At 65.0% G+C, this 21493-nt stretch carries 20 protein-coding genes and 1 pseudogene; 12 read left to right on the top strand and 9 right to left on the bottom strand.

Annotation, left to right across the window (positions count from 1 at the left end; all coding sequences use genetic code 11):
- The first annotated feature begins 55 nt into the window (after positions 1 to 55).
- The 5 genes from QX135_RS03515 (at position 56) to QX135_RS03535 (ending at position 5913) form a co-directional block, all read left to right on the top strand.
- Complete coding sequence (locus tag QX135_RS03515) at positions 56 to 2851, top strand: hybrid sensor histidine kinase/response regulator (RefSeq protein ID WP_315757213.1); 2796 nt, start codon at positions 56 to 58, stop codon at positions 2849 to 2851.
- Between the two features lie 26 nt (positions 2852 to 2877).
- Positions 2878 to 3348, top strand: coding sequence for a chemotaxis protein CheW (locus QX135_RS03520; protein WP_172114528.1), 471 nt, complete (start codon positions 2878 to 2880; stop codon positions 3346 to 3348).
- A gap of 68 nt (positions 3349 to 3416) precedes the next feature.
- A complete protein-coding gene (locus tag QX135_RS03525) occupies positions 3417 to 3782 on the top strand; it encodes a PleD family two-component system response regulator (RefSeq protein ID WP_006613312.1) in 366 nt (121 codons plus the stop codon).
- 74 nt (positions 3783 to 3856) lie between these two features.
- Positions 3857 to 5047, top strand: a complete 1191-nt coding sequence (locus tag QX135_RS03530; protein WP_316182269.1) for a chemotaxis response regulator protein-glutamate methylesterase — start codon at positions 3857 to 3859, stop codon at positions 5045 to 5047.
- Positions 5044 to 5913: a protein-glutamate O-methyltransferase CheR gene (locus QX135_RS03535; RefSeq protein ID WP_315734099.1), complete on the top strand. Its 870-nt coding sequence runs from the start codon at positions 5044 to 5046 to the stop codon at positions 5911 to 5913. Before QX135_RS03530 ends, QX135_RS03535 begins: the two co-directional genes overlap by 4 nt.
- Before the next feature lie 140 nt (positions 5914 to 6053).
- Here the strand turns inward: QX135_RS03535 and QX135_RS03540 are convergent, their stop codons facing one another.
- From QX135_RS03540 to QX135_RS03565, 6 genes are all read right to left on the bottom strand, one after another.
- Positions 6054 to 7139, bottom strand: coding sequence for a DUF2252 family protein (locus QX135_RS03540; protein WP_316182271.1), 1086 nt, complete (start codon positions 7137 to 7139; stop codon positions 6054 to 6056).
- A 36-nt stretch (positions 7140 to 7175) separates the two neighbouring features.
- On the bottom strand, positions 7176 to 7412 hold the full coding sequence (locus QX135_RS03545) for a hypothetical protein (protein WP_316182273.1): 237 nt from the start codon (positions 7410 to 7412) through the stop codon (positions 7176 to 7178).
- Between the two features lie 106 nt (positions 7413 to 7518).
- Positions 7519 to 8682 carry a glutathionylspermidine synthase family protein gene (locus tag QX135_RS03550; protein WP_316182276.1) on the bottom strand — a complete coding sequence of 388 codons (1164 nt, stop codon included), beginning with the start codon at positions 8680 to 8682 and terminating at the stop codon, positions 7519 to 7521.
- A gap of 339 nt (positions 8683 to 9021) precedes the next feature.
- On the bottom strand, positions 9022 to 9414 hold the full coding sequence (locus QX135_RS03555) for a hypothetical protein (RefSeq protein ID WP_316182278.1): 393 nt from the start codon (positions 9412 to 9414) through the stop codon (positions 9022 to 9024).
- Between the two features lie 2 nt (positions 9415 to 9416).
- Positions 9417 to 9821, bottom strand: coding sequence for a DUF350 domain-containing protein (locus QX135_RS03560; RefSeq protein ID WP_315771802.1), 405 nt, complete (start codon positions 9819 to 9821; stop codon positions 9417 to 9419).
- Between the two features lie 71 nt (positions 9822 to 9892).
- On the bottom strand, positions 9893 to 10648 hold the full coding sequence (locus QX135_RS03565) for a GntR family transcriptional regulator (protein WP_315734086.1): 756 nt from the start codon (positions 10646 to 10648) through the stop codon (positions 9893 to 9895).
- Between the two features lie 201 nt (positions 10649 to 10849).
- Between QX135_RS03565 and QX135_RS03570 the strand changes: the two genes are divergently transcribed.
- The 5 genes from QX135_RS03570 (at position 10850) to hydA (ending at position 15839) form a co-directional block, all read left to right on the top strand.
- The gene (locus QX135_RS03570) at positions 10850 to 11857 is read left to right on the top strand and encodes an ABC transporter substrate-binding protein (RefSeq protein WP_316182293.1); all 1008 of its coding nucleotides are present in this window, start codon (positions 10850 to 10852) and stop codon (positions 11855 to 11857) included.
- A 1-nt stretch (position 11858) separates the two neighbouring features.
- Positions 11859 to 12668 carry an ABC transporter permease gene (locus QX135_RS03575; protein WP_315734084.1) on the top strand — a complete coding sequence of 270 codons (810 nt, stop codon included), beginning with the start codon at positions 11859 to 11861 and terminating at the stop codon, positions 12666 to 12668.
- Positions 12669 to 12670: 2 nt separating this feature from the next.
- A complete protein-coding gene (locus QX135_RS03580; protein WP_315771904.1) occupies positions 12671 to 13447 on the top strand; it encodes an ABC transporter ATP-binding protein in 777 nt (258 codons plus the stop codon).
- 247 nt (positions 13448 to 13694) lie between these two features.
- Positions 13695 to 14423 (top strand): aspartate/glutamate racemase family protein, encoded by a 729-nt coding sequence (locus QX135_RS03585; RefSeq protein WP_316182281.1) that lies wholly within the window; start codon positions 13695 to 13697, stop codon positions 14421 to 14423.
- A gap of 12 nt (positions 14424 to 14435) precedes the next feature.
- Complete coding sequence (gene hydA, locus QX135_RS03590; RefSeq protein ID WP_316182282.1) at positions 14436 to 15839, top strand: dihydropyrimidinase; 1404 nt, start codon at positions 14436 to 14438, stop codon at positions 15837 to 15839.
- 544 nt (positions 15840 to 16383) lie between these two features.
- On the opposite strand, the gene QX135_RS03595 is transcribed toward hydA, so the two are convergent.
- The 3 genes from QX135_RS03595 to QX135_RS03605 form a co-directional block, all read right to left on the bottom strand.
- Positions 16384 to 16866, bottom strand: coding sequence for a hypothetical protein (locus QX135_RS03595; RefSeq protein WP_316182284.1), 483 nt, complete (start codon positions 16864 to 16866; stop codon positions 16384 to 16386).
- Between the two features lie 12 nt (positions 16867 to 16878).
- Positions 16879 to 17193 carry a hypothetical protein gene (locus QX135_RS03600; protein ID WP_316163628.1) on the bottom strand — a complete coding sequence of 105 codons (315 nt, stop codon included), beginning with the start codon at positions 17191 to 17193 and terminating at the stop codon, positions 16879 to 16881.
- A gap of 744 nt (positions 17194 to 17937) precedes the next feature.
- A protein-coding gene (locus QX135_RS03605) for an IS3 family transposase (protein ID WP_315797622.1) occupies positions 17938 to 19091 on the bottom strand; the annotation gives its coding sequence in 2 pieces (ribosomal slippage) (positions 17938 to 18842 and positions 18842 to 19091; 1155 coding nt in all).
- A 428-nt stretch (positions 19092 to 19519) separates the two neighbouring features.
- Between QX135_RS03605 and opgC the strand changes: the two genes are divergently transcribed.
- Positions 19520 to 20887, top strand: coding sequence for an OpgC domain-containing protein (gene opgC, locus QX135_RS03610; RefSeq protein ID WP_316233947.1), 1368 nt, complete (start codon positions 19520 to 19522; stop codon positions 20885 to 20887).
- 431 nt (positions 20888 to 21318) lie between these two features.
- Positions 21319 to 21450, top strand: a pseudogene (locus tag QX135_RS03615) (IS3 family transposase); the annotation flags it as partial.
- Positions 21451 to 21493 lie beyond the last annotated feature (43 nt).

Genomic DNA, 21493 nt, shown 5'->3' on the forward strand with positions numbered 1-21493 from the left:
CAGGGATCAGCGGTCGCCCCGTGACCGCGGCGCCAATTCTTGGAAGGCCAGTTTCATGGATGACCTGTTGCGTGAGTTTCTGACGGAGACCAGCGAGAGCCTGGACACCGTCGATAATCAATTGGTGCGGTTCGAGCAGGAGCCGAACAACGCCAAGATCCTCGATAACATCTTCCGGCTGGTGCACACGATCAAGGGGACCTGCGGCTTCCTCGGCCTGCCGCGGCTCGAAGCGCTGGCGCATGCCGCCGAGACCCTGATGGGCAAGTTCCGCGACGGCATGCCGGTCACCGGCGAGGCCGTGACGCTGATCCTCACCACCATCGACCGCATCAAGGACATCCTCGGACAGCTCGAGGCCAACGAGGCCGAGCCTGAGGGCGAGGACCGCGACCTCATCAGCGAGCTCGAAGCCATGGTCGAGCGCGGCATGGCGGCAATGGCCGCGTCGGCGGAGCCGATCGCGATGGCCGGCGAGACCGCGCCACCGCTTGCGCCTGCAGCGCCGGCCGCGCCCGCGGTCACGCACGGCTCGCTGATCGACCAGACGCTGGAGCGTCCGCTGCGTCCGGGCGAAGTGTCGCTCGACGAGCTCGAGCGCGCCTTCCGCGAGACCGCGATCGAGTTGCCGCCCGCGCATGAGAAGGCGCCTGAGCCCAAGGCCGCTGCCCCGGCGCCGGTCGCCAAGGCCGGGCCTGCCAAGGCGGAAGCAGAGGCCAAGGCCGAGGCGCCGAAGAAGGCGGCGCGCGCCAAGGCCAATGCCGATGGCGAGGTGCACGAGAACGACAAGGTCGCCAACCAGTCGATCCGCGTCAACGTCGACACGCTCGAACATCTGATGACGATGGTCTCGGAGCTGGTGCTGACGCGCAACCAGCTGCTCGAGATCGCCCGCCGCAACGAGGACACCGAGTTCAAGGTGCCGCTGCAGCGGCTGTCCAACGTCACCGCCGAGCTGCAGGAGGGCGTCATGAAGACGCGCATGCAGCCGATCGGCAATGCCTGGCAGAAGCTGCCGCGCATCGTCCGCGACCTCGCCACCGAGCTCGGCAAGCAGATCGAGCTCGAGATGCACGGCGCCGACACCGAGCTCGACCGCCAGGTGCTCGACCTGATCAAGGACCCGCTCACCCACATGGTGCGCAACTCCGCCGATCACGGCCTGGAGACGATGGCCGAGCGCGCCGCGGCCGGCAAGGCCGAGCAGGGCACCATCCGGCTGTCCGCCTATCATGAAGGCGGCCACATCATCATCTGCATCGCCGACAACGGCCGCGGCCTCAACACCGAGCGCATCAAGGCCAAGGCCTTGGCGAACGGCCTCGTCACCGAGGCCGAGCTCGAGAAGATGACGGAAGCGCAGATCCACAAGTTCATCTTCGAGCCGGGCTTCTCGACCGCGGCCGCCGTCACCTCGGTCTCGGGCCGCGGCGTCGGCATGGACGTGGTGCGCACCAACATCGACCAGATCGGCGGCACCATCGACATCAAGTCGGTGCTCGGCGAGGGCACCTCGGTCACCATCAAGATCCCGCTGACGCTCGCGATCGTCTCGGCGCTGATCGTCGAAGCCGGTGGCGACCGCTTCGCGATCCCGCAATTGTCGGTCGTCGAGCTGGTGCGCGCGCGCGCCAACTCCGAGCACCGCATCGAGCGCATCAAGGACACCGCGGTGCTGCGCTTGCGCAACAAGCTGCTGCCGCTGATGCATCTGAAGAAGCTCTTGAAGATCGACGACGGCTCGTCGACCGATCCGGAGAACGGCTTCATCGTGGTGACGCAGGTCGGCAACCAGACCTTCGGCATCGTGGTCGACTGCGTGTTCCACACCGAGGAAATCGTGGTCAAGCCGATGTCGACCAAGCTGCGTCACATCGACATGTTCTCGGGCAACACCATCCTGGGCGACGGCGCCGTGATCATGATCATCGATCCGAACGGCATTGCGAAAGCGCTCGGCGCCGCCGGCTCTGCCTCGCAGGCGGTGTCCGACGAGCACGCCGCGCATCACGCGATCGGCGGCGAGCAGCTCACCTCGCTCTTGGTGTTCCGCGCCGGCACGGCGCAGCCCAAGGCGGTGCCGCTGGCGCTGGTCACGCGCCTGGAGGAGATCGCGGCCGACAAGATCGAGATCTCCAACGGCCGCTACATGGTGCAGTACCGCGACCAGCTGATGCCCTTGGTGCAGATGGAAGGCGTGTCGGTGCAGACGTCAGGCTCGCAGCCGATCCTGGTGTTCGCCGACGAGACCCGGGCGATGGGCCTCGTGGTCGACGAGATCATCGACATCGTCGAGGAGCGGCTCAACATCCAGGTCTCCGGCGCCAAGGACGGCATCCTCGGCTCGGCGGTGATCAAGGGCCAGGCGACGGAAGTGATCGACGTCGGCCACTTCCTGCCGATGGCGTTCGCCGACTGGTTCATCCGCAAGGAGATGGCGACCGAGTCGCAGACGCAGTCGGTGCTCTTGGTCGACGACTCGCCGTTCTTCCGCAACATGCTGGCGCCGGTGTTGAAGTCGGCCGGCTACAAGGTGCGCACGGCGGCGTCGGCGATCGAGGGCCTCGCCACGCTGCGTTCCGGGCACAGCTTCGACATCGTCGTCACCGACATCGAGATGCCGGAGATGAACGGCTTCGAGTTTACCGAGGCGATCCGCGCCGACCAGAACCTGAACCAGATGCCGGTCATCGCGGTGTCGTCGCTGGTGTCGCCGGCGGCGATCGAGCGCGGCCGCCAGGCCGGGCTCTACGACTACATCGCCAAGTTCGACCGGCCCGGCCTGATCGCGGCGCTGAAGGAACAGATCGAGGAACGGGCGCGCGCCGAAGCCAACCGGCGGGCCGCGTGACAGCAAGCGGACAGGAGTAGCGTGCGATGAGCAGCAAGATCGAAACCACCGAAGGCGCCGCCGTCGAATACGTCACTGCGATGATCGGCGGTCAGCTGTTCGGCCTGCCCATCTCGCGGGTGCAGGACGTGTTCATGCCGGAGCGGGTGACGCGGGTGCCGCTGTCGTCGGCGGAGATCGCCGGCGTCCTCAACCTGCGCGGCCGCATCGTGACCGTCGTCGACATGCGGGCGCGGCTCGGCCTCGCCCGAGCCGAGGACGGCAAGCCGCCGATGGCGGTCGGCGTCGATCTGCGTGGCGAGTCCTATGGTCTCCTGATCGATCAGATCGGCGAGGTGCTGCGGCTGCCCGAGGAGAGCCGGGAGGAGAACCCGGTCAATCTCGACCCGCGCATGGCGAAGCTCGCCGGCGGCGTGCACCGCCTCGACGGTCAGCTGATGGTCATCCTCGATGTCGATCGCGTGCTCGAGCTCGCAGCAGACAAGATGGCGGCCTGAACACTGCAATTTGAGGGCGGCGGCGCATCAGGCGTCGTTGCATTGGATCCTGACCTCGTGAGGCTGATATGAGAACGTGTCTGGTAGTTGACGATTCCAGCGTCATTCGAAAGGTGGCGCGACGCATTCTGGAAGGTCTGGATTTCCAGATCGTGGAAGCGGAGGACGGCGAGCAGGCTCTGGAGATCTGCAAGCGGGGCCTTCCCGATGCGGTGTTGCTCGACTGGAACATGCCCGTCATGGACGGCTATGAGTTTCTCGGCAATCTCCGGCGCATGCCCGGTGGCGACGCGCCGAAGGTGGTGTTCTGCACGACCGAGAACGATGTCGCGCACATCGCGCGCGCGCTGCACGCCGGCGCCAACGAGTACATCATGAAGCCCTTCGACAAGGACATCGTGACCGCGAAGTTTCAGGAAGTCGGGCTGATCTGATCTCCGTTGCGTGCGGCGGTCCCGTGGTCGTCCGGGCTTGCCGTCACCCCGTGCCTCTGTCCTGTTGGTGAACTATGAGCGTCGCGTTGGCCAGTTCTTCGATCCCGAGTTCGATCAGGCAGGAACCTCTCCGGGTGATGGTCGTGGACGACTCCGTCGTCATCCGCGGCATGATCTCGCGTTGGATCGCGTCTGAGCCCGACATGGTCGTGGCGGCGTCGCTGCGCACCGGCCTGGAAGCCGTGAACCAGATCGATCGCGTCAATCCCGACGTCGCCGTGCTCGACATCGAGATGCCCGAGCTCGACGGCATTGCCGCCCTGCCGAAGCTGCTTGCCAAGAAGAAGAACCTCGCCGTCATCATGGCGTCGACGCTGACCCGCCGCAACGCGGAGATCAGCTTCAAGGCGCTGTCGCTCGGCGCGGCCGACTACATCCCGAAGCCCGAGAGTACGCGCGAGGCCTCGGCGGCCGACAATTTCCACTACGATTTGATTCAGAAGATCCGCAATCTTGGCGCCAAGGCGCGCCGCGCCGCTCCTGCTCCGCATGCGCCGGCCGCATCGCCGATCGTTCCGCAAGTCCAGGGGCTCCGGCCTGCGCTTGCATCGCGGCCGATGCTCGCCCCCGTGGCGCCCGCCGTGCCGACCCAGCTGGCGCGCCGCTCCTTCAGCACGCAGATGCCGAAGGTGCTGCTGATCGGATCGTCGACCGGCGGCCCGCAGGCGCTGATGTCGCTGGTGACCGAGCTCGGTCCCGTGATCGACCGCTTTCCGGTGCTGATCACCCAGCATATGCCGCCGACCTTCACCACCATCCTCGCCGAGCATCTGGCGCGCTCGAGCCGCCGACCGGCCCACGAGGCCGTCGACGGTGAGGTGGTGAGGCCGGGTCAGATCTACCTTGCCCCCGGCGGCCGCCACATGCGCGTGGCGCGCCATGGCGCCGATGTGGTGATCGCGCTCGACAACGGTCCTCCGATCAATTTCTGCAAGCCCGCCGTCGATCCCTTGTTCATGTCGGCGATCGAGGTCTGGCAGGGCTCGACCCTGGCCGTGATCCTGACGGGCATGGGTTCCGACGGCATGCGCGGCGGCAAGGACATCGTCGCCGCCGGTGGCAGCGTGATCGCGCAGGACGAGGCGACCAGCGTGGTCTGGGGCATGCCGGGCTCAGCCGCCAATGCCGGCATCTGCGCGGCCGTCCTTCCCTTGAACCAGATCGGACCGAAGCTGGTCCGTCTGTTTGCTGGAGACCGTTCGTGACACCCCTGGACTATGAGTTCTTGCGTAAGGTCCTGAAGGATCGCTCCGGCCTCGATCTGTCGGCCGACAAGCAGTACCTGGTCGAAAGCCGGTTGCTGCCGCTGGCCCGCCGCGCCAACCTGCCGGGCATCCCGGAGCTGGTGCAGAAGATCAGGAGCGGCGCGGAGCAGCTCACGACGCAGGTGGTCGAGGCGATGACCACCAACGAGACGTTCTTCTTCCGCGACAAGATTCCGTTCGATCATCTCCGTGAGGGCATCCTGCCGGCGCTGATCCAGTCGCGTGCCAATCGTCGTTCCCTGCGCATCTGGTCGGCCGCCTGCTCGACCGGACAGGAGCCGTATTCGATCGCGATGTGCCTGCGCGAATTCGGTCCCGCTCTGGCGGGCTGGCGCATCGAGATCATTGCCACCGACCTGTCGCAGGAGGTGCTGGAGAAATCGAAGGCCGGCCTCTATAGCCAGTTCGAGGTGCAGCGTGGATTGCCGATCCAGCTGCTGGTGAAATATTTCACGCAGCTCGGCGAGCTCTGGCAGCTCAGCGCCGACATCCGCGGCATGGTCCAGCATCGCCAGCTCAATCTGCTGCAGGACTTCTCGCATCTCGGCAAGTTCGACATCATCTTCTGCCGCAACGTGCTGATCTATTTCGACCAGGAGACCAAGGCCTCGATCTTCGAGCGGATGGCCAAGGTGATGGAGCCGGACGGCACGCTGTTGCTGGGAGCCGCCGAATCGGTCGTCGGCATCACCGACGCGTTCAGGCCCAACCAGGAGCGGCGGGGTCTGTACCAGATCAATCCGGTGCGCAGTCCGCGCGGTGGCGCTGCGCTGCTGCCCGGCCTCAAGGTGGTCGCTGCTCGCTGACGTTTGCGCTGAGCGCGGAGACATCGTCGGAACCGCCGGCGTCGGCCGCGCGGCCGGACTGACCGGTGCGTGGTGAAGGTCGCGCTCCGGTCGGTGCTTCCTCGTCCTCGCCGTATCGGCCCTCACGTCGAGCGCTGAACTCAGGCCCGTCGGCACCACACGTCGTAGTCCCTCTCCGTCGCCTCGCGTGCGGCGCGGGAAGCTCTGCGCAGCCAGCCCGAACCGCGTTTCCTGAGATCCGCCGCGATGGTGCTGCTGACGCGACCGTCAGCCGCATGGACGGAGGCGAGCTCCGCGCCCATGCCGCGCAGAAGGACGAGCTTGAGGTCGGCGCCGGCCTCCTTGCCGAGGTCGATCTTGCGCGCATCGGCCGACAATCGCCGAACGACGTAGTCCCCCTCGTCGGTCCGGTAAACGCGGAGGAATGGATCGGGCGCGCGATGGGCTCCATTCGAGAGTTCAATGAACCTGTGCTGAGGCGCCGGCTTCCGTTGCGGCTTGTCCTTCGCCCAGGTCCAGGCCGAAGGGACCAACGCCTTCGCTTCGCGCACGACACGGCCGCCGCGCCATGTTGCGACGACGACGAAGCGTGGACGTCCCAGGCTGCCGCCGCCGGCGGCGCGGCGGAAGAATCTCGGCGTCTCGCCCGTCCCGGGAAGGCTGCCGAGGAGCAACTTATGGACGGCGGAAGGAATTGCATCCGCCGGCGTCAATCCGTCGATCTCGTCCCAGAATCTTCGCCGGCACTGATCCGAGCATTTGACGTAGGAGCGGATCCACATCTCATGGTCGTCGAGCAGCGCCGGCCCTGGCCTTTGAAGTCCGTGGCGATAGCCTTCCAGGATCGCGTCTGCCGCATCGCGGTTGCCGATCTCCATTTTCGGCGCGAGCTCGACGCTGGTCGTGAGTCGGACCAGATCGAGGACGTAGGGCATCACCGCGGCCTCGTCGAAATCATTGACGCCCCACACCCAGCGCCCGTCGGCGTCGCGCCATGTCCCGAAATTCTCCAGATGGATGTCGCCGACGCACAGCGCGACCGGTGCCTCGGGCAGCTCCGGGCAGATCTCCTCGATGCGCCGCGCCCAGCGGTAGTACGTCGCCCGCAGGAAGACGAAGGGGCTCTTTCGCATCCGCTCGTGCTTGGTGAGGAGGTCGTCTTCGACCACTGCGCATTGGCTGCGAAGCCAGGCCTCGTAGGCCGCGGTATCTTCGATGATGGACACGCGATGCCTCCGGATGTGCCGGGCCCGAGCGAAGCCTTATGAGTTGCGCTGATGCCGAACGAACGTGGTCTCGCCCATCGCGCGCAGCGCGCGCTTGTCGAACGGCTTGTCGAACGGCTTGGCGAGCCGGGGCAGGCCGCGGATCTCCGGCGGAAACAGCGTCGCATCGTCATGGCCCGAGGTAATGACGATCTTCAGATCGAGCGCAATCAGGCCCTCGTCCTCGGCGACCAGGATCCGCAGGCCTTCGAGTTCGGAGTTGTCCGTCGCCATGCCTCATCCCGACTATGCGCGCCGATCGCGCAGGGAATTCCCCTCGGTCCTATCTAGTGCTCCGGAACGGCGTGTCGAGGCGCTTTCGCTGGCTGTCGTCAATATCCTACAGGATTGCATGCGGCAAAAAGCGCGAGCGGTTGCCGGTGATCGGGCTCGTGTCCTCCCGGATCGACAGGCCGCATGGCTCGTGGTCGACGAGCCAGCTGCCGATCACCGGGAACACGCCGCCGAAATCCGGCAGCGGCGCCACCGCCTGGCGGATGTAGCCCTCGGCGCCGTAGGGGCCGTCCTGCGCGGAGACGGCGACGCCGTCGGACACCAGGCTGACATTGGCGCCCTCGCGCGAGTAGATCGGCTTGCGCACGAAGCTCGAGCCGAGGCTGGCGGCTTTCGGATCGTCCTCGAAATAGGCCGGCAGCAGGTTCGGATGGCCTTCGTGCATCTGCCAGAGCAGCGGCAGGATGCCCTTGTTGGACAGGATGGCCTTCCACGGCGGCTCGATCCATTGCGTCGGCGCTTGCGCGAGCTTGGCGCCGAACGCATCGCGGAACATCCATTCCCAGGGATAGAGCTTGAAGGCGAGCGCGATGTCGCCGTCGTCGAGATCGACGAAGCCGCCGCCGGTCTCGCGCCAGCCGATGTCGGCGACATCAAGGATGGTTGTCGACAGGCCCGCTTGGGCTGCCGTGTCGGCCAGATAGGCCAGGGTCGCGGTGTCCTCGGCGTTGCCGGTGAGGCCGGCCAGATGCACGCGGCGCTGCTTGCCGAGTGCGCGCCAGCGCTCGATCAGGCGCTCATGGATCGAGTTGTACTGGTCCGCACGCCCCGGCAGGATGCGACGTTCGATCGCCTGCTCCAGCCAGGTCCATTGGAACACCGCAGCCTCGAAGATCGAGGTCGGCGTGTCCGCGTTGTATTCGAGCAGCTTCGCCGGCGCGCGGCCGCCGTGATAGCTGAGGTCGAACCGTCCGTAGAGGCTGCCGTCCCTTCGCTGCCAGCTCTCCGACAGCAGCGGCCAGACCGCCTGCGGGATCTTCAGCCGGCGCAGCAGCGCCTCGTCGCCGATGACGCGCGCGACCAGCGCGAGGCACATCTGCTCGAGCTCGGCCGTCGGCTCCTCGATGCCGATCTCGATTTCGGTGATCGTGAATGCGTAGTAGGCGCGCTCGTCCCAATAGCGCTCGCCGTCGAGTTCGTAGAAGTCGAAGCCGCATCGTGCCGCCGTCTCGCGCCAGTCGTCACGCTCGGGGCATGGGATGCGCTGCATCGGCGTCAGCCTAAGGCAGCGGCGATCATGCCGTGCCCGTGGCAACGGGGCGCAGCACGGCCGAGGCCGTCATCGCTGATGCGGCCATGACATCGTCCGCGCGGTCCAGGCGCAAGCTCGCGCCCGGCACCGTACGATTGTTTGCTACCAAAACGCGGCGAGGTGGCGGCGGCCACCGCAGCCGTCATAGTCGTCGGCACCCCAAGGTGCGGACGTTGCATCGGGTCGTTTCCGATGAGTGGGCAGGCCAGTTTTTTATGATTTTGAGTCTGTGTCAAAGATCCGAATCCAAGATAGCATCATGAACGCGGTGTTTTCACGGCGCCGGCGCGACGAAAATCAGCCACCGCCACCGAAGCCGTGTCCGAACGAGCCGAAGCCGCCGCGCGAGACATGCGCGGAGGAGGCCTCGGCGACATGGCTCGAGCCGCTGCTTCTGGAATCGCTGTCGCCGCTCGAAAATCCCCAGCGGCTGGAGCCGCTGCCGCCACCACCGCCGCTCGAGCGGTGCGTCGTGCATTCGCTCGTCTGCGGCTGGCCGGCCATCGTCGGCGTCTCGGTGCCCTGCTGCGGGCAGCTCTGCTGCCGCGGCATCAGCGCATAGGCGGTGCCGCCGACCGCGAGCGTGCCCATCAGCAGCAGCGCGACGTGGCCGGAGCGCTTCACCGGCGGCGTCGCGGGCGGGGGCGGCATCGGCCGACGCTTGCCGAATTCGCGGCGTTGCTTGGACATGGTCAGATGATCATCGAGGCGGCGTTGAGTGCGCCGGCGGAGAGCGACGCGAGACCGAGCCAGATTGCGGAGGCCAGCTCGCCGGCGACGATGCGCTGGGCGAGGTCCGGCACCGGGATGCGGACGAGGTAATAGACGATCACCTGGACGATCAGCGCGACCAGCGCCCAGATCAGGCAGTCAAGCACGTTGGCGGAATGGGCGATGGCGCTGACCAGTGGCAGGGTGAAGCCGAGCAGGCTGAGACCGAGCGAGATCGCGGCCGACGGATGGTTGTCCCGGATCAGCTGGAATTCATTGTAGGGCGTGACGCGGGTGTAGATGAACAGGTAGGCCGTCACCGCGACCAGCGCGGTACAGAAGTACACCAGAAAGGCCGGCAGGCCGGCGAGCGATTGCAGGATCATGGATCAGGCCCGACGCGTGGAAGCTCTCATCTGTCGCGATGCCAGCATGCCCGGTTCGACGTGAACAAAGTCTATCCGCCTTTCGCCGGATCCAGCCTGGCCTGGTCCAGCATCTGCAGCACGGAATCCCCCGTCTTGCGGGTGTGCTCGGAGAGCGCCTGCGCGAAGCCGGATGCGTCCCGCGCCCGCAGCAGCGCCATGAACGCTTCGTGCTCGCCGATCGACTCGTCCCAGCGCCGCGCGTCGTAATTGGCGACCGCCCGCGCGCGAAACACGCTCGCGTGCAGGGTGCTCCACATGTTGAGCAGCACGGCGTTGCCGGCGAGCTTGGTGATCTCGGCATGGATTTGCTGGTTGAGCCGGAAATAGGCGGCGCGCTCGGCGGCGCGATGCAGCGCCACCAGCTCGGCATGCATGGCGTCGAGCCTGGCGAGGTCGTCCGCCGTTGCACGCGCGGCCGCAGCGCGGCCTGCGGCGGCATCGAGCGACACCATCACGTCGAAGATCTCGGCGATCTCGCGGGCGTCGATCGGCGTCACCACGGGCGTGCGATGCGGCCGCAGCTCGATCAGGCCCTCGGCGGCGAGGATCTTGAAGGCCTCGCGCAGCGGCGTGCGCGAGACGCCGAAGGTCTCGCACAGCATGCGCTCGGGCAAGGCAGCGCCGGCGGCGAGCTCGCCGTCCACGATCATCTCGCGCAGCCTGGCGACGAGCTGATCGTGCAGCGACAGCCGATCGAGCGGCCGCTTGGAGTGGTCGGACGACAGCTTCAGCCGCGCCGGCTTGAAGCGCGTCTTCAGTCTGGGCCGGGGTGCCGGTGGGGTCATGTCGGGCGCGGCTGCTCCGCTGCGAGATGCCTGAAATTCGGGCGATGCGCCCGCGGATCAGGCAGGTTCTCCAAGTTTGATATGCTATTTCATATTGATTTTGTTGTATAAAATCAACATTGCATATCGCATCCAGTTGGCATGTCGTTTGCTGATGAGAGGACAAGCCGTGACAATCCCGTGGATCGACCTGCCCTGGAGATGGATGTGAAACGTTTCGTGCTGCCCATTCTCGCCCTGCTCGCGCTCGCGCTGCCCTCGCTCAGCTTCGCCGACGACGCCGCCAAGATCAAACTCGGCTACGCCAAATGCGCGCATTGCACGCCGATGTCGCTGACGCCGCAATTCGCGGAGGGCGTCGCGATCGACGCCGTCAGCTTCAACACCGGCACCGATGCGCTGACCGCTTTGGTGTCGAAGAACATCGACGTCGCCCAGGTGACCTATCTGCACTACGCCATCGCGCTCGACAAAGGCTTCGATGTCGTCGCCATCTCCGGCCAGGTCAATGGCGGCTCGGCGATCCTGCTCGGCAACGATCTTGAGATCGCGCCGGGCGACTGGGCCGCGCTGAAGGCGCTGATCGCCAAATACAAGACCGACGGCAAGCCATTCCGCGTCGCCGCCTCGCGCGGCAATGCGCAGGACATCCACATGCGCGGTGCCTTCGCCAAGCAGGGCATCGACATCAATAAGGACGTGCAGTTCATCAACATCCCGAACCCGTCGGATCATCTGCAGGCGCTGCGCCGTGGCGAGGTCGAACTGATCTGCACCGTCGAGCCGTTCGCGACCCAGATCATGCAGGCCAAGGCGGCGAAGTTCTTCGGCTTCCCCTATGACCAGGCCGCCGGCAAGCTGACCAATCTGATCCTGACCCGCTCCGACGTCATCGCATCCAACCCGAAGGCGCTGGAGGGCGTGGTGCGCGCGGTCGTGAAGGTCGACGCGCACATCGCGGCCGACAAGCCGGCGCTGATCGAGGTGATCTCCAAGATCACCGGCCTGGACAAGGCGATCGCCACCGGCGCGGTCGAGAATCTCGATCCCGATCCGAAGATGTACCGCGCTTCCGCGCTCGCCATCGCCACGATGATGCGCGACCTCAAATACATCAACTCGGACGTCTCGGCGGCGGTCGAGAAGAACCTCGACTACCGCTTCCTGGAAGCGGCGACCGGCAAGCCGAAGAGCGAGCTCGGCTACTGAGATGGCCGCGCTCGCCCAGCTCAGGAAGCTCGACCGCACCATCGTGCCCGTGCTGGTGCTCGCTGGCTGGGAGGCGTTCTCGCGCTCCGGCGCGCTGCCGGCGGCGCTGCTGCCGGCGCCGTCGACGGTGCTGTGGGCGTGGGCGGACTGGCTGGTCGGCACCGACGGCAACACCCAGACCTACAGCGCGCATTGGCTCGCCGACATGCTGGCGAGCCTGTCGCGCGTCGCGGCGGGCTTTGCCATCGCCACTTTGCTCGGCGTCGGCCTCGGGGTCGCGATCGGCTGGTCGCGCAAGACCGAGATCGTGATCGAGCCGACCTTGCAGATGCTCAGGCCGATCCCGCCGGTGTCGTGGATCCCGCTCGCAATCATCTGGTTCGGCATCGCCAACAAGCCGGCGATCTTCCTGGTGTTTCTCGGCGCCTTCTTCCCGATCCTGCTCAACACCATCCACGGCGTGAAGACCTGCGACCGCAATCTCATTCGCGCCGGCGCCATGGTCGGCGGCAGCGAGCGCAAGCTGTTGCGCTACATCGTCGTGCCCGCGGCGATGCCGAGCATCTTTGCCGGGCTTCGCATCGGCATCGGCTCGGCCTGGATGCTCACCGTGACGGCCGAGATGGTCGCGGTGAAGAGCGGGCTCGGCTACGTGCTGTGGGATTCCTACTACTTCCTGCGTTACGATCTGGTGCTGGCGGCGATGGCGAGCATCGGCCTGCTCGGCTTCTGCAGCGATCTCGCCATTCGCTTCGTGATGGCGCGCGTGCTGCACTGGCAGCGCAACACCACCTTGGGCGGCGGGGAATGAGCATGGTCGCGATCGAGATCGCCAGCGTCTCCAAGATCTTCACCGACAGGAAGCGCAACGCCGAGGTGACGGCGCTCGCCGACATCAGCCTCAGCATCGCGCGCAACGAGTTCGTCTGCCTGCTCGGCCCGTCCGGCTGCGGCAAGTCGACCCTTCTCAACATGATCGCCGGATTCGAGCAGCCGAGCGCGGGCCGCATCGCCGTCGACGGCGAGACGGTGACGGCGCCCGGCGCCGATCGCGGCGTCGTCTTCCAGCACGCCAATCTGATGCCGTGGCTGCCGGTGTGGGAGAACGTCGCCTTTCATCTGCTGCTAGGCGGCGGCCAGAAGGCCGAGCGCCGCGCGCGGGCGCAGGTCTATATCGACATGGTCGGGCTCACCGGCTTCGAGAACCACTATCCGTCGGAGCTGTCGGGCGGCATGAACCAGCGCGTCGGCATCGCGCGGGCGCTGCTGATGAATCCTCAAGTGATTCTGATGGACGAGCCGTTCGGCGCGCTCGACGAGCAGACCCGCATGGACATGCAGACCGAGCTTGTCAGGATCTGGCAGCAGCACCAGGGTACGATCGTGTTCGTCACCCACGGCATCGACGAGGCGCTGACGCTCGGCACCCATGTCGCCGTCATGAGCGCGCGTCCCGGCCGCATCGTCGAGATCATCCCGATCGATCTGCCGCGGCCACGGGATATTACCTCGCCGCAGTTCAACGCGCTGAAGCGCCACATCCTGGCGCTGCTGCGCGGCGAGCGGGCGGAGCAGGGGGAGCGGGTGTGAGGATGGCCCGATTGCTCCCGCACAAACGATGCGTGTTGAAGCCGGGACAGCTCGATATGCGTAGTGCGCCCCCTCTCCCGCTTGCGGGGGAGGGCTGGGGTGGGGGCGCTCCACGGCACGCTGCCCGTGAGGAGAGAGTTCCCCCACCCGGATCGCATCTGCGATGCGATCCGACCTCCCCCGCAAGCGGGAGAGGTCTTCCCGCCGACCACCTCCAACTGCCCGCGCCGAGAGAGGCAAGCCACCAATGACCAAACGCACTCTCCTCGGCATGCTGACGCCGTCGTCGAACACCGCCCTGGAGCCGATCACCTCGGCCATGGTCGCCGGGCTGCCGAACGTGTCAGCGCATTTCTCGCGCTTCAAGGTCACCGAGATCGCGTTGTCGACCGACGCGCTGGCGCAGTTCGACACATCGAACATCCTGCGCGCGGCAGAATTGCTCGCGCATGCCAGGGTCGACGTCATCGGCTGGAACGGCACCTCGTCCGGCTGGCTCGGCTTCGAGGCCGACGTCAGACTGTGCGAGCAGATCACCGCGGCGACCGGCATTCCCGCGACCACCTCGATGCTGGCGCTGAACGAGATTCTGACGAGATCCGGCGTGAAGCGGCTCGGCTATGTCACACCCTATCGCGACGACGTGCAGGCGCGGATCATCGCCAACTACGAGACGCTCGGCATCGGTTGCGGCGGCGACCGCCATCTCGGCCTGCAGGACAATTTCTCCTTCGCCGAGGTCACCGAGGCGCAGCTCGAGCGCATGATCCGCGAGGTCGCGGCCGAGAAGCCCGATGCGATCGCCGTCGTCTGCACCAACCTGCGCGCCGCGCCGCTGGTCGACAGGATGGAGCAGGAGACGGGCATTCCAATTCTCGACACCATCGCCACCGTGGTATGGAAGAGCCTGAAGGTCGCCGGCGTCGATCCGGCCGCCGTGACCGGCTGGGGCTCGCTGTTCAAGAACTTCGCCTGAGAAGGACGTCACATGGCTGCATTCGACACCGTCATCCGCAACGGCACCGTCGCCACCGCGAGCGATACGTTCAAGGCCGATGTCGCCATCAAGAGCGGCCGCATCGTCGCGATCGGCGAGGCCATCACCGATGCCGACGAGATCGTCGATGCCACGGGCCTGCTGGTGCTGCCGGGCGGCATCGACAGCCATGTCCATATCAGCCAGCCATCCGGCCCCGGCATCGTCATGGCCGACGATTTCGAGAGTGCGACGCGCGCCGCCGCCTTCGGCGGCAACACGTTCGTCATGCCCTACTGCCTGCAGGAGAAGGGCCAGCCGCTGCGATCAGCGCTGAAGGACTATCATGCCCTCGCCGACAACGCTTGCTACGTCGACCACTCCTTCCACCTCATCATCGCCGACCCCTCCGACGCCGTGCTCGGCCAGGAGTTGCCGGCGCTGGTCGCCGACGGTTATTCGTCGCTGAAGATCTTCATGACCTATGAGGGCCTCGCGCTCAGCGACTACGAGATTTTGGGCGTGCTGCAGGTCGCGCGCGAACGCGGGGCCTTGGTGCAGATTCACGCCGAAAACTACGACGCCATCCGCTTCCTCACCGACCGCCTGGAGCGCGCCGGCAACATCGCGCCGTATTATCACGGCAAGTCGCGGCCGATTCCGGTCGAGCGCGAGGCGACCCATCGCGCGATCTCGCTGGCCGAGCTGATCGACGTGCCGATCGTCATCGTCCACGTCTCCAACCGCGAGGCGATGGAGGAGATCCGCCGCGCGCAGGCGCGCGGCCTGAAGATCCACGGCGAGACCTGCCCGCAATATCTGGTGCTGTCCGAAGAGGACATGCAGGGCCTCAACATGGAAGGCGCCAGATATGTCTGCTCGCCGCCGCCGCGTGACAAGGCCAGCCAGGAGGCGTGCTGGGAGGGCCTGCAGCAGGGCGTGTTCTCGCTGTTCTCGTCGGATCACTGCCCGTTCCGCTATGACGACGAGGCCGGCAAGCTGACGCCGAAGGGCCGCACCAGCTTTCGCTGGGTGCCGAACGGCATCCCCGGCGTCGAGACGCGGCTGCCGATCCTGTTCTCCGAAGGCGTCAACAAGGGCCGCATCACCCTGAACCAGTTCGTCGCCTTCACCGCCACCAACCACGCCAAGACGTATGGGCTGAGGGCTAAGGGCTCCATCGCGATCGGCTACGATGCCGACGTCGCGCTGTGGGACCCGACCAAGACGGCCAAGATCAGCCAGTCCGGCCTGCACCACGGCTCCGACTACACGCCCTATGAAGGCATCGAGATCACCGGCTGGCCGGTCGCGACGATGCTGCGCGGAAAATTCGTCGTGCGCGACGGCCAGCTGGTCGGCGCCAAGGGCGACGGCCGCTACGTTACGCGCGGCAAGCCAAGCGCAGTGGCCTGAGTGGCCTAAGCACGCTCTTCCCATCCGTCATTGAGAGCGCAGCGAAGCAATCCAGAGTCGAGCTCGCGACTCTGGATTGCGTCGTCGCTTCGCCCTTCGCAATGACGGCCAATTGCGACATCGCTCCTGTGAACAACCGTCAGACAAGGAGTGCCGCTAGGTCCGCGGCTCTTCCGAGACCCTGAGATCATGATGCGAGTCCGCGGGATCGCATCATGATCTCGTCTCTTTGCTCGAAGTTCAATAGGCCGTCCATCCGCCGTCCGTCGCGTAGAACGCGCCGGTCAGGTTCGACGCCTCGGGCGACAGCAGGAACAGTATCTCCGCGACTAGCTCCTACATGGCGTCTGCGCGTACGGTGCCGCCAGCGCGACCGGCCAGACTCATGGGCCCGCCGTTGCACAACGGCCGAGATGATGGTTTTGTGCAGTCGAGCAGCGTCGCCGCAATCGCTGTCGGTCAATGCAAGGACAGCTAGTTTTCGTGGACGTGAAAGCCCGGTGCGCGGAACGCTCCGGGCTCATCACGTGGTCGCAAGAAACGACTAATGATGCACCCGCAGGGTCCCGTCCGCGTTGTAGTCACTCTTGGGATTGTAGCCGGAATCGCGGTGCGTTCTACGATGTAGGGCAGCGTTGCTGCCGCTTGCGCCCGGAGTTCCGCTATCAACCCGCATGGTCCCGTCTGCATTGTAGTCACTCTTCGGCCTGTAGCCGGAATCGCGATGCGTTTTTGCATGTAGGTCAGCGTTGCTGCCGCTCAGGCCCGGAGTTCCGGGATTGACCTGCATATTTCCATATTGGTCGCGATCACTTTTGCTCGCCCCGACCTGCTGAGCCGCACTGGCTTTTGCATGAGTACCTTTTGCATGATGAGTACGATGTCCGGCCAAGGCCGCAGATGTAGAGACGGCGAGAATAACAAGACCAACAGCAATGCTTCTAGCCATAGTGAACTCCTCACGTTGAAGGACCATTGATGACGGATACGCCGTCAATGCTAGCCTGCCACGAAAATTGCTGACCATCTTTGATGCAACTCAAGGTACCAAAAGCGGGTGCGACGTCACGATCCGCACGACTTTTGGCATCATTTCTTCGGCTTTGGCGCGGTGCCCGGCGGAGCCGATGTCGCTCCGCAACATGCCACTGAGGACGGGTTTGACCGATGCCTTCACCGTACCGCTATCGACTTCGACTTGCGAAACGCCGGTCGTCATGTCGACCAGAAGCCGATCGCCGCTCAGCACGTTCTGGCAACTGGTCGACACCACCCCGCCGAGCGTGGTGATCGGAATTGGGACCGAGCTCTGCGCCGCATGGGCATCGCAGGTGACTTGCGCGAAGCCGCTCATGGCAGATCGCCGATCCGAAACAGGAGCGTTCGACAGGGTCTCGATCGGGAACGCAAGCCTTGGCGGTGACCGTTCGAACGCCTGAAAGGAATATGATTTCTGTTTATCGAAATTATATTTTGTTTTTCCGAAAAACGTGCTTTACTGCGCGCCGTCCCGCCCCAACGAGGGGGCGCTTCGCGGTCGCGACGGACGTCGGGTGTGGGATGCGATGGGCGCTGTGGGGTCGCAGCATGGTTGGCCGTGCCGACGAACGATCCCCGGCGCACGGTGAAGTCGCGTGGTCCTGGCCTCCCGGTGCTGAGGTCAAGCTTGTGGGCGTTGCTGATGAGCTGCCTGCGGGTGATGGGGCAAGACAGCCGGTCCCCAGGGAGATCGCGTATAAATCGTAAAGCCATCGCGCAGGGAGGGCCGGGTGTTTCGGCCAGACCTGTGGTGACTGCCGCGGGCCACGGGCGCGGCCAGCGCCCGGCCTTCCCTGCGCCCTCAGAGGAGGGCGGTGAGAACGGCACACAACTCGGGCGCCGCGAGACCGCGAAAGCTTGGGATGACGGAAGGTTTGAAGCGCGGGGCGTGGATCGCGGTCGAGGCTCTATCGAGCTTCGTGCTCGCATTGGTGGAAGGCGAGGGCGGTCGTGTTTGGGGAGTTCGGGGTTTGAGGCGCGTAGGCGCGGCAGAAGCGGTGGGCTCCCCTCCCCCTTGCGGGGAGGGGTTTGAGCTGCTGCCGGTTTGATGGACACCCGGTCAAGCTAATCCCACCTTGCGCTCGAACTCAACCGGGCTGACGTAGCCGATGGTCGAGTGCCTGCGGGTCGTGTTGTAAAATCTCTCGATGTAGTCGAACACATCGGCTCGCGCCTCGTCTCTGGTCCTGTAGGTTTTGCTCTCCGTCCGTTCGGTCTTGAGCGACGAGAAGAAGCTCTCCATCGCCGCATTGTCCCAGACATTGCCGGAACGGCTCATGCTGCAGACGATGCCGTGGTCGGCCATCAGGCGCTGGAACTGCTCGCTGGTGTACTGGCTCCCCTGGTCGGAGTGGTGCAACAGCGCATCCGGTTTGCCCCGTCGCCAGACTGCCATCAGCAACGCATCGGTCACCAGCTGAGCCGTCATGGCGGCGCTCATCGACCAGCCCACCACCCGGCGCGAGAACAGGTCGATCACTGCTGCAACGTAGAGCCAGCCCTCGGCCGTCCAGAGATACGTAAAGTCGGCGATCCACTTCTGGTTCGGCCGCTCGGCGGCGAACTGCCGGTCCAGCAGGTTCGCCGGCACTGTCTCGAGTTGCCGATCGCCACTGTCCTTCGGTAAACACCGGCGTCGCGGCCGCGCCCGCAAGCCCTGCAGGCGCATCAGCCGTTCGATCTGGTGGAGGCCGCAGTCCACCCCGTCGGCGAGCAGATCACGCCACACCCGGCGCGCGCCGTAGGTGCGGTCGCTAGCCATGAAGCTGGCCTTGACCTTGCCGCCGAGCTCTTCGTCGCTGCGGGATCTGGCGCTGGGAGAGCGGTTCAGCCAGGCATGAAAGCCCGACCGCGACACCCCCAGCGCATTGCATAGCCATGCCACCGGCCAGATCGCCCGGTGCTTCGCGATGAAGACGAACTTCATGTCGCTTCCTTCGCGAAGAAGGCTGCGGCCTTTTTTAGAATATCCCGCTCGGCCTTCAATTTGGCGACCTCACGGCGCAACCGCTCGATCTCCTGCTGCTCAGGCTTCATCTGGCCATGGCCGGGAAAGGCCCGTACCGGGTCGGAGCCGAACTCCTTGACCCACTTGCGCAGCACGTTCTCATGAACGTCCAGATCGCGGCCGGCTTGCGCCACCGATACCCCGCGCTCCCTGACCAGCTTGACCGCCTCGACCTTGAACTCGCGACTGAACTTCCGTCTCTTCATCGCCCACCTCCGGCTTCATGAAACACCCAATCTCGGTGTCCATCAAACCGGCAGCAGCTCACACCTCGCGGTAGGAGCGTGAGTACGGACCACGAAAGTCGTGGGACTCAGAGTCTCCTTCGCCTGTAGGCAAAGGTGATTGATGCCGAGATCTGTACGGTACCTTGATCATAGGACCTAGGAACCTCTCTCTGTGGACCTCCGGCTGATTTACGCGCTGTGCCGTTTGAACGATGATCGTCAAACTCACGCGCCAGCAGGTTCTACCAAGCGCCGCCATATGATCGTTATCGTAATAGCGTTCGTGGCGGGGTCGGCGTGAAGCAGATCTAGATTGCGGCGTTGTCACGATCCGGCAGCGCGGCGGTGACTTTTTGTCAAATTCGGTCCCTCTTGAAGCGTGCTCGTACGCCGGACGGGGCAATCAGATGCATGATCGAACTGCCGACCTGAAGCGATCGGTAGGCGCGTTGCCGGAGCTGAAAGGCTACGGCCGCGATTTGCGCATTGATGCCTGCCGCGGCATCGCGCTCTGGTGCATCTTTCTTGATCATGTCCCCAACAACATCGGGAGCTGGCTGACGCTGCGGAACTACGGCTTCAGCGATGCCGCGGAAGTGTTCATGTTCGTGTCGGGCGTAACCTGCACGTTGGCCTACGGCAAGGCATGGCGCTGCGGGGGCTGGACCGGCGTGATCGGCCGGACGCTGTGGCGAAGCTGGGATATTTATGTCGCATTTCTGCTGCTCACGCTCGCCTGCGCCATCATGGTTCACCTCGCAGGCGGCGGCCATCTTGCCGACGAGAGCAATACGCGCATTCTGTTGGAACAGCCGGGCGTGACGCTCGCGCACGCGGCGATCCTGCAATACTGCCCCGTCAACACCGACGTCTTGCCGCTCTTCGTGCTTTATCACCTTTTGTTCGCGCCGCTGCTGTGGCTGCTGCTGCGAGCGCCGAACGCAACGCTCGGCGCGTCGCTGTTGCTTTACGCACTGGTGCACGTCTTCGGCTGGAGCATCCCGGCATGGCCGAACGGCCACTGGGCCTTCAATCCGCTGGCGTGGCAGCTGCTGGTCGTGCTTGGCGTGTGGTGGATGATCGAAGACAAGAGAGCCCGGCCATGGGTGACCTCAGGCACCGCGCTTGTGGCTGCCGCTCTCTATCTGGTGTTCAGCCTCATCATCGCATTGAGCTGGAGCATCAAACCGCTGGAAGCGCTGGTCCCGCAGGCGTTGCTGACGCTGCTTTACCCGATGGACAAATCGAATCTCGATCCATTGCGACTGCTGCATTTCTTGGCCCTTGCGGTTTTGGTGGTATGGTTAGTGCCTCGCAATTGGCGAGGGCTGACGACGGCGGTGATGCGCGGCGCCATTCTCTGTGGCCAGAATTCGCTGCCAATCTACTGCCTCGGCGTTCTGCTGACGTTCGCCAGCCGCCTGGCGCTGCTCGGCATCTCGGAGGGGCTGACGATGCAGATCGCGCTCAGTGTTGGTGGCGTCCTGGTGATGATCGTGGCGGCGACGCTGCTGAACTTGATCAAGATCAAGCCGAGGCAGCAGCCGGACGCGAAGCCCGTCGAGCAGACAACCAGGTCTGAGCTGGTCGTCAATCTCAAGCCAGCCAAGGCGCTCGGCGTTGACATTCCGCCCACGTCGCCCGCCTCGGGCCGACGAGGTGGCCGAATAAGGATGCTGTTTGCTCCGGTGCGCGAGTCCGGCTGCGGCGCTGGTCCAGTGCCAGCAATGAGCACGCCTTCGGGCCACCAGCGAAAACTGTGGGTCAGGTCGTGAATTAGATCACAAGGACCGTGGAGCCTGCCCTTTATTCTTCCGGCCATCGTACAGAGGAGCCAAGGCCATGATTTCCCACCCAAGGACCCACAAGGGAGCGGTGCTGATCGCGGCGTGTGTGATGTTTGCCTGCGTAGCGGCATTATTGTCGGTCAACCTGACGTCACCCACTAGCGCCGCGCTCGGCGCTGACTGGCAGTGCAGCCGGCTTGCGCTCGTTATCACGACCTGCACCCATGTGCGTGCACACGAGACCGTTTCAACTGGCGTGCGCAAGCGGACCTGGTACCCGGAATCATAGCTCGGTGATACGGCGGTCTTTGAAGCGGCGTTGCCGGGCCTTTTTCTTCGTCCAGACGTTTCTTGGTCCAGACGAAGGGCTCAGATCTGACATTATATGCTTTGATGTAGTGACCTGCCCCTAAGAATTTGCGGCCTATGCCGCCAACCTCACCGCAACGGGCGATCGGCTGCGCAACCCCGACCAGCTCCGCCAATCGCCCGTTGCTGCATCCGCGCCACTCGGCGTAAAATTCAACAGGACTCTAAATGCTCCTGGATGAAACTTCGGTGGCAGGTCACTCGCAATGACGACCGTGACGCAGG

Source organism: Bradyrhizobium sp. SZCCHNR1098 (genome assembly GCF_032489375.1).
GTDB lineage: Bacteria > Pseudomonadota > Alphaproteobacteria > Rhizobiales > Xanthobacteraceae > Bradyrhizobium.

Coding starts and splice junctions, on each gene's coding strand:
- QX135_RS03520 (WP_172114528.1), top strand. CDS start 2,878: ATGAGCAGCAAGATCGAAACCACCGAAGGCGCCGCCGTCGAATACGTC.
- QX135_RS03600 (WP_316163628.1), bottom strand. CDS start 17,193: ATGAGCGGCTTCGCGCAAGTCACCTGCGATGCCCATGCGGCGCAGAGC.
- hydA (WP_316182282.1), top strand. CDS start 14,436: ATGGCTGCATTCGACACCGTCATCCGCAACGGCACCGTCGCCACCGCG.
- QX135_RS03595 (WP_316182284.1), bottom strand. CDS start 16,866: ATGGTCAGCAATTTTCGTGGCAGGCTAGCATTGACGGCGTATCCGTCA.
- QX135_RS03560 (WP_315771802.1), bottom strand. CDS start 9,821: ATGATCCTGCAATCGCTCGCCGGCCTGCCGGCCTTTCTGGTGTACTTC.
- QX135_RS03555 (WP_316182278.1), bottom strand. CDS start 9,414: ATGTCCAAGCAACGCCGCGAATTCGGCAAGCGTCGGCCGATGCCGCCC.
- QX135_RS03525 (WP_006613312.1), top strand. CDS start 3,417: ATGAGAACGTGTCTGGTAGTTGACGATTCCAGCGTCATTCGAAAGGTG.
- QX135_RS03585 (WP_316182281.1), top strand. CDS start 13,695: ATGACCAAACGCACTCTCCTCGGCATGCTGACGCCGTCGTCGAACACC.
- QX135_RS03575 (WP_315734084.1), top strand. CDS start 11,859: ATGGCCGCGCTCGCCCAGCTCAGGAAGCTCGACCGCACCATCGTGCCC.
- QX135_RS03515 (WP_315757213.1), top strand. CDS start 56: ATGGATGACCTGTTGCGTGAGTTTCTGACGGAGACCAGCGAGAGCCTG.
- QX135_RS03530 (WP_316182269.1), top strand. CDS start 3,857: ATGAGCGTCGCGTTGGCCAGTTCTTCGATCCCGAGTTCGATCAGGCAG.
- opgC (WP_316233947.1), top strand. CDS start 19,520: ATGCATGATCGAACTGCCGACCTGAAGCGATCGGTAGGCGCGTTGCCG.
- QX135_RS03545 (WP_316182273.1), bottom strand. CDS start 7,412: ATGGCGACGGACAACTCCGAACTCGAAGGCCTGCGGATCCTGGTCGCC.
- QX135_RS03550 (WP_316182276.1), bottom strand. CDS start 8,682: ATGCAGCGCATCCCATGCCCCGAGCGTGACGACTGGCGCGAGACGGCG.
- QX135_RS03580 (WP_315771904.1), top strand. CDS start 12,671: ATGGTCGCGATCGAGATCGCCAGCGTCTCCAAGATCTTCACCGACAGG.
- QX135_RS03565 (WP_315734086.1), bottom strand. CDS start 10,648: ATGACCCCACCGGCACCCCGGCCCAGACTGAAGACGCGCTTCAAGCCG.
- QX135_RS03570 (WP_316182293.1), top strand. CDS start 10,850: ATGGATGTGAAACGTTTCGTGCTGCCCATTCTCGCCCTGCTCGCGCTC.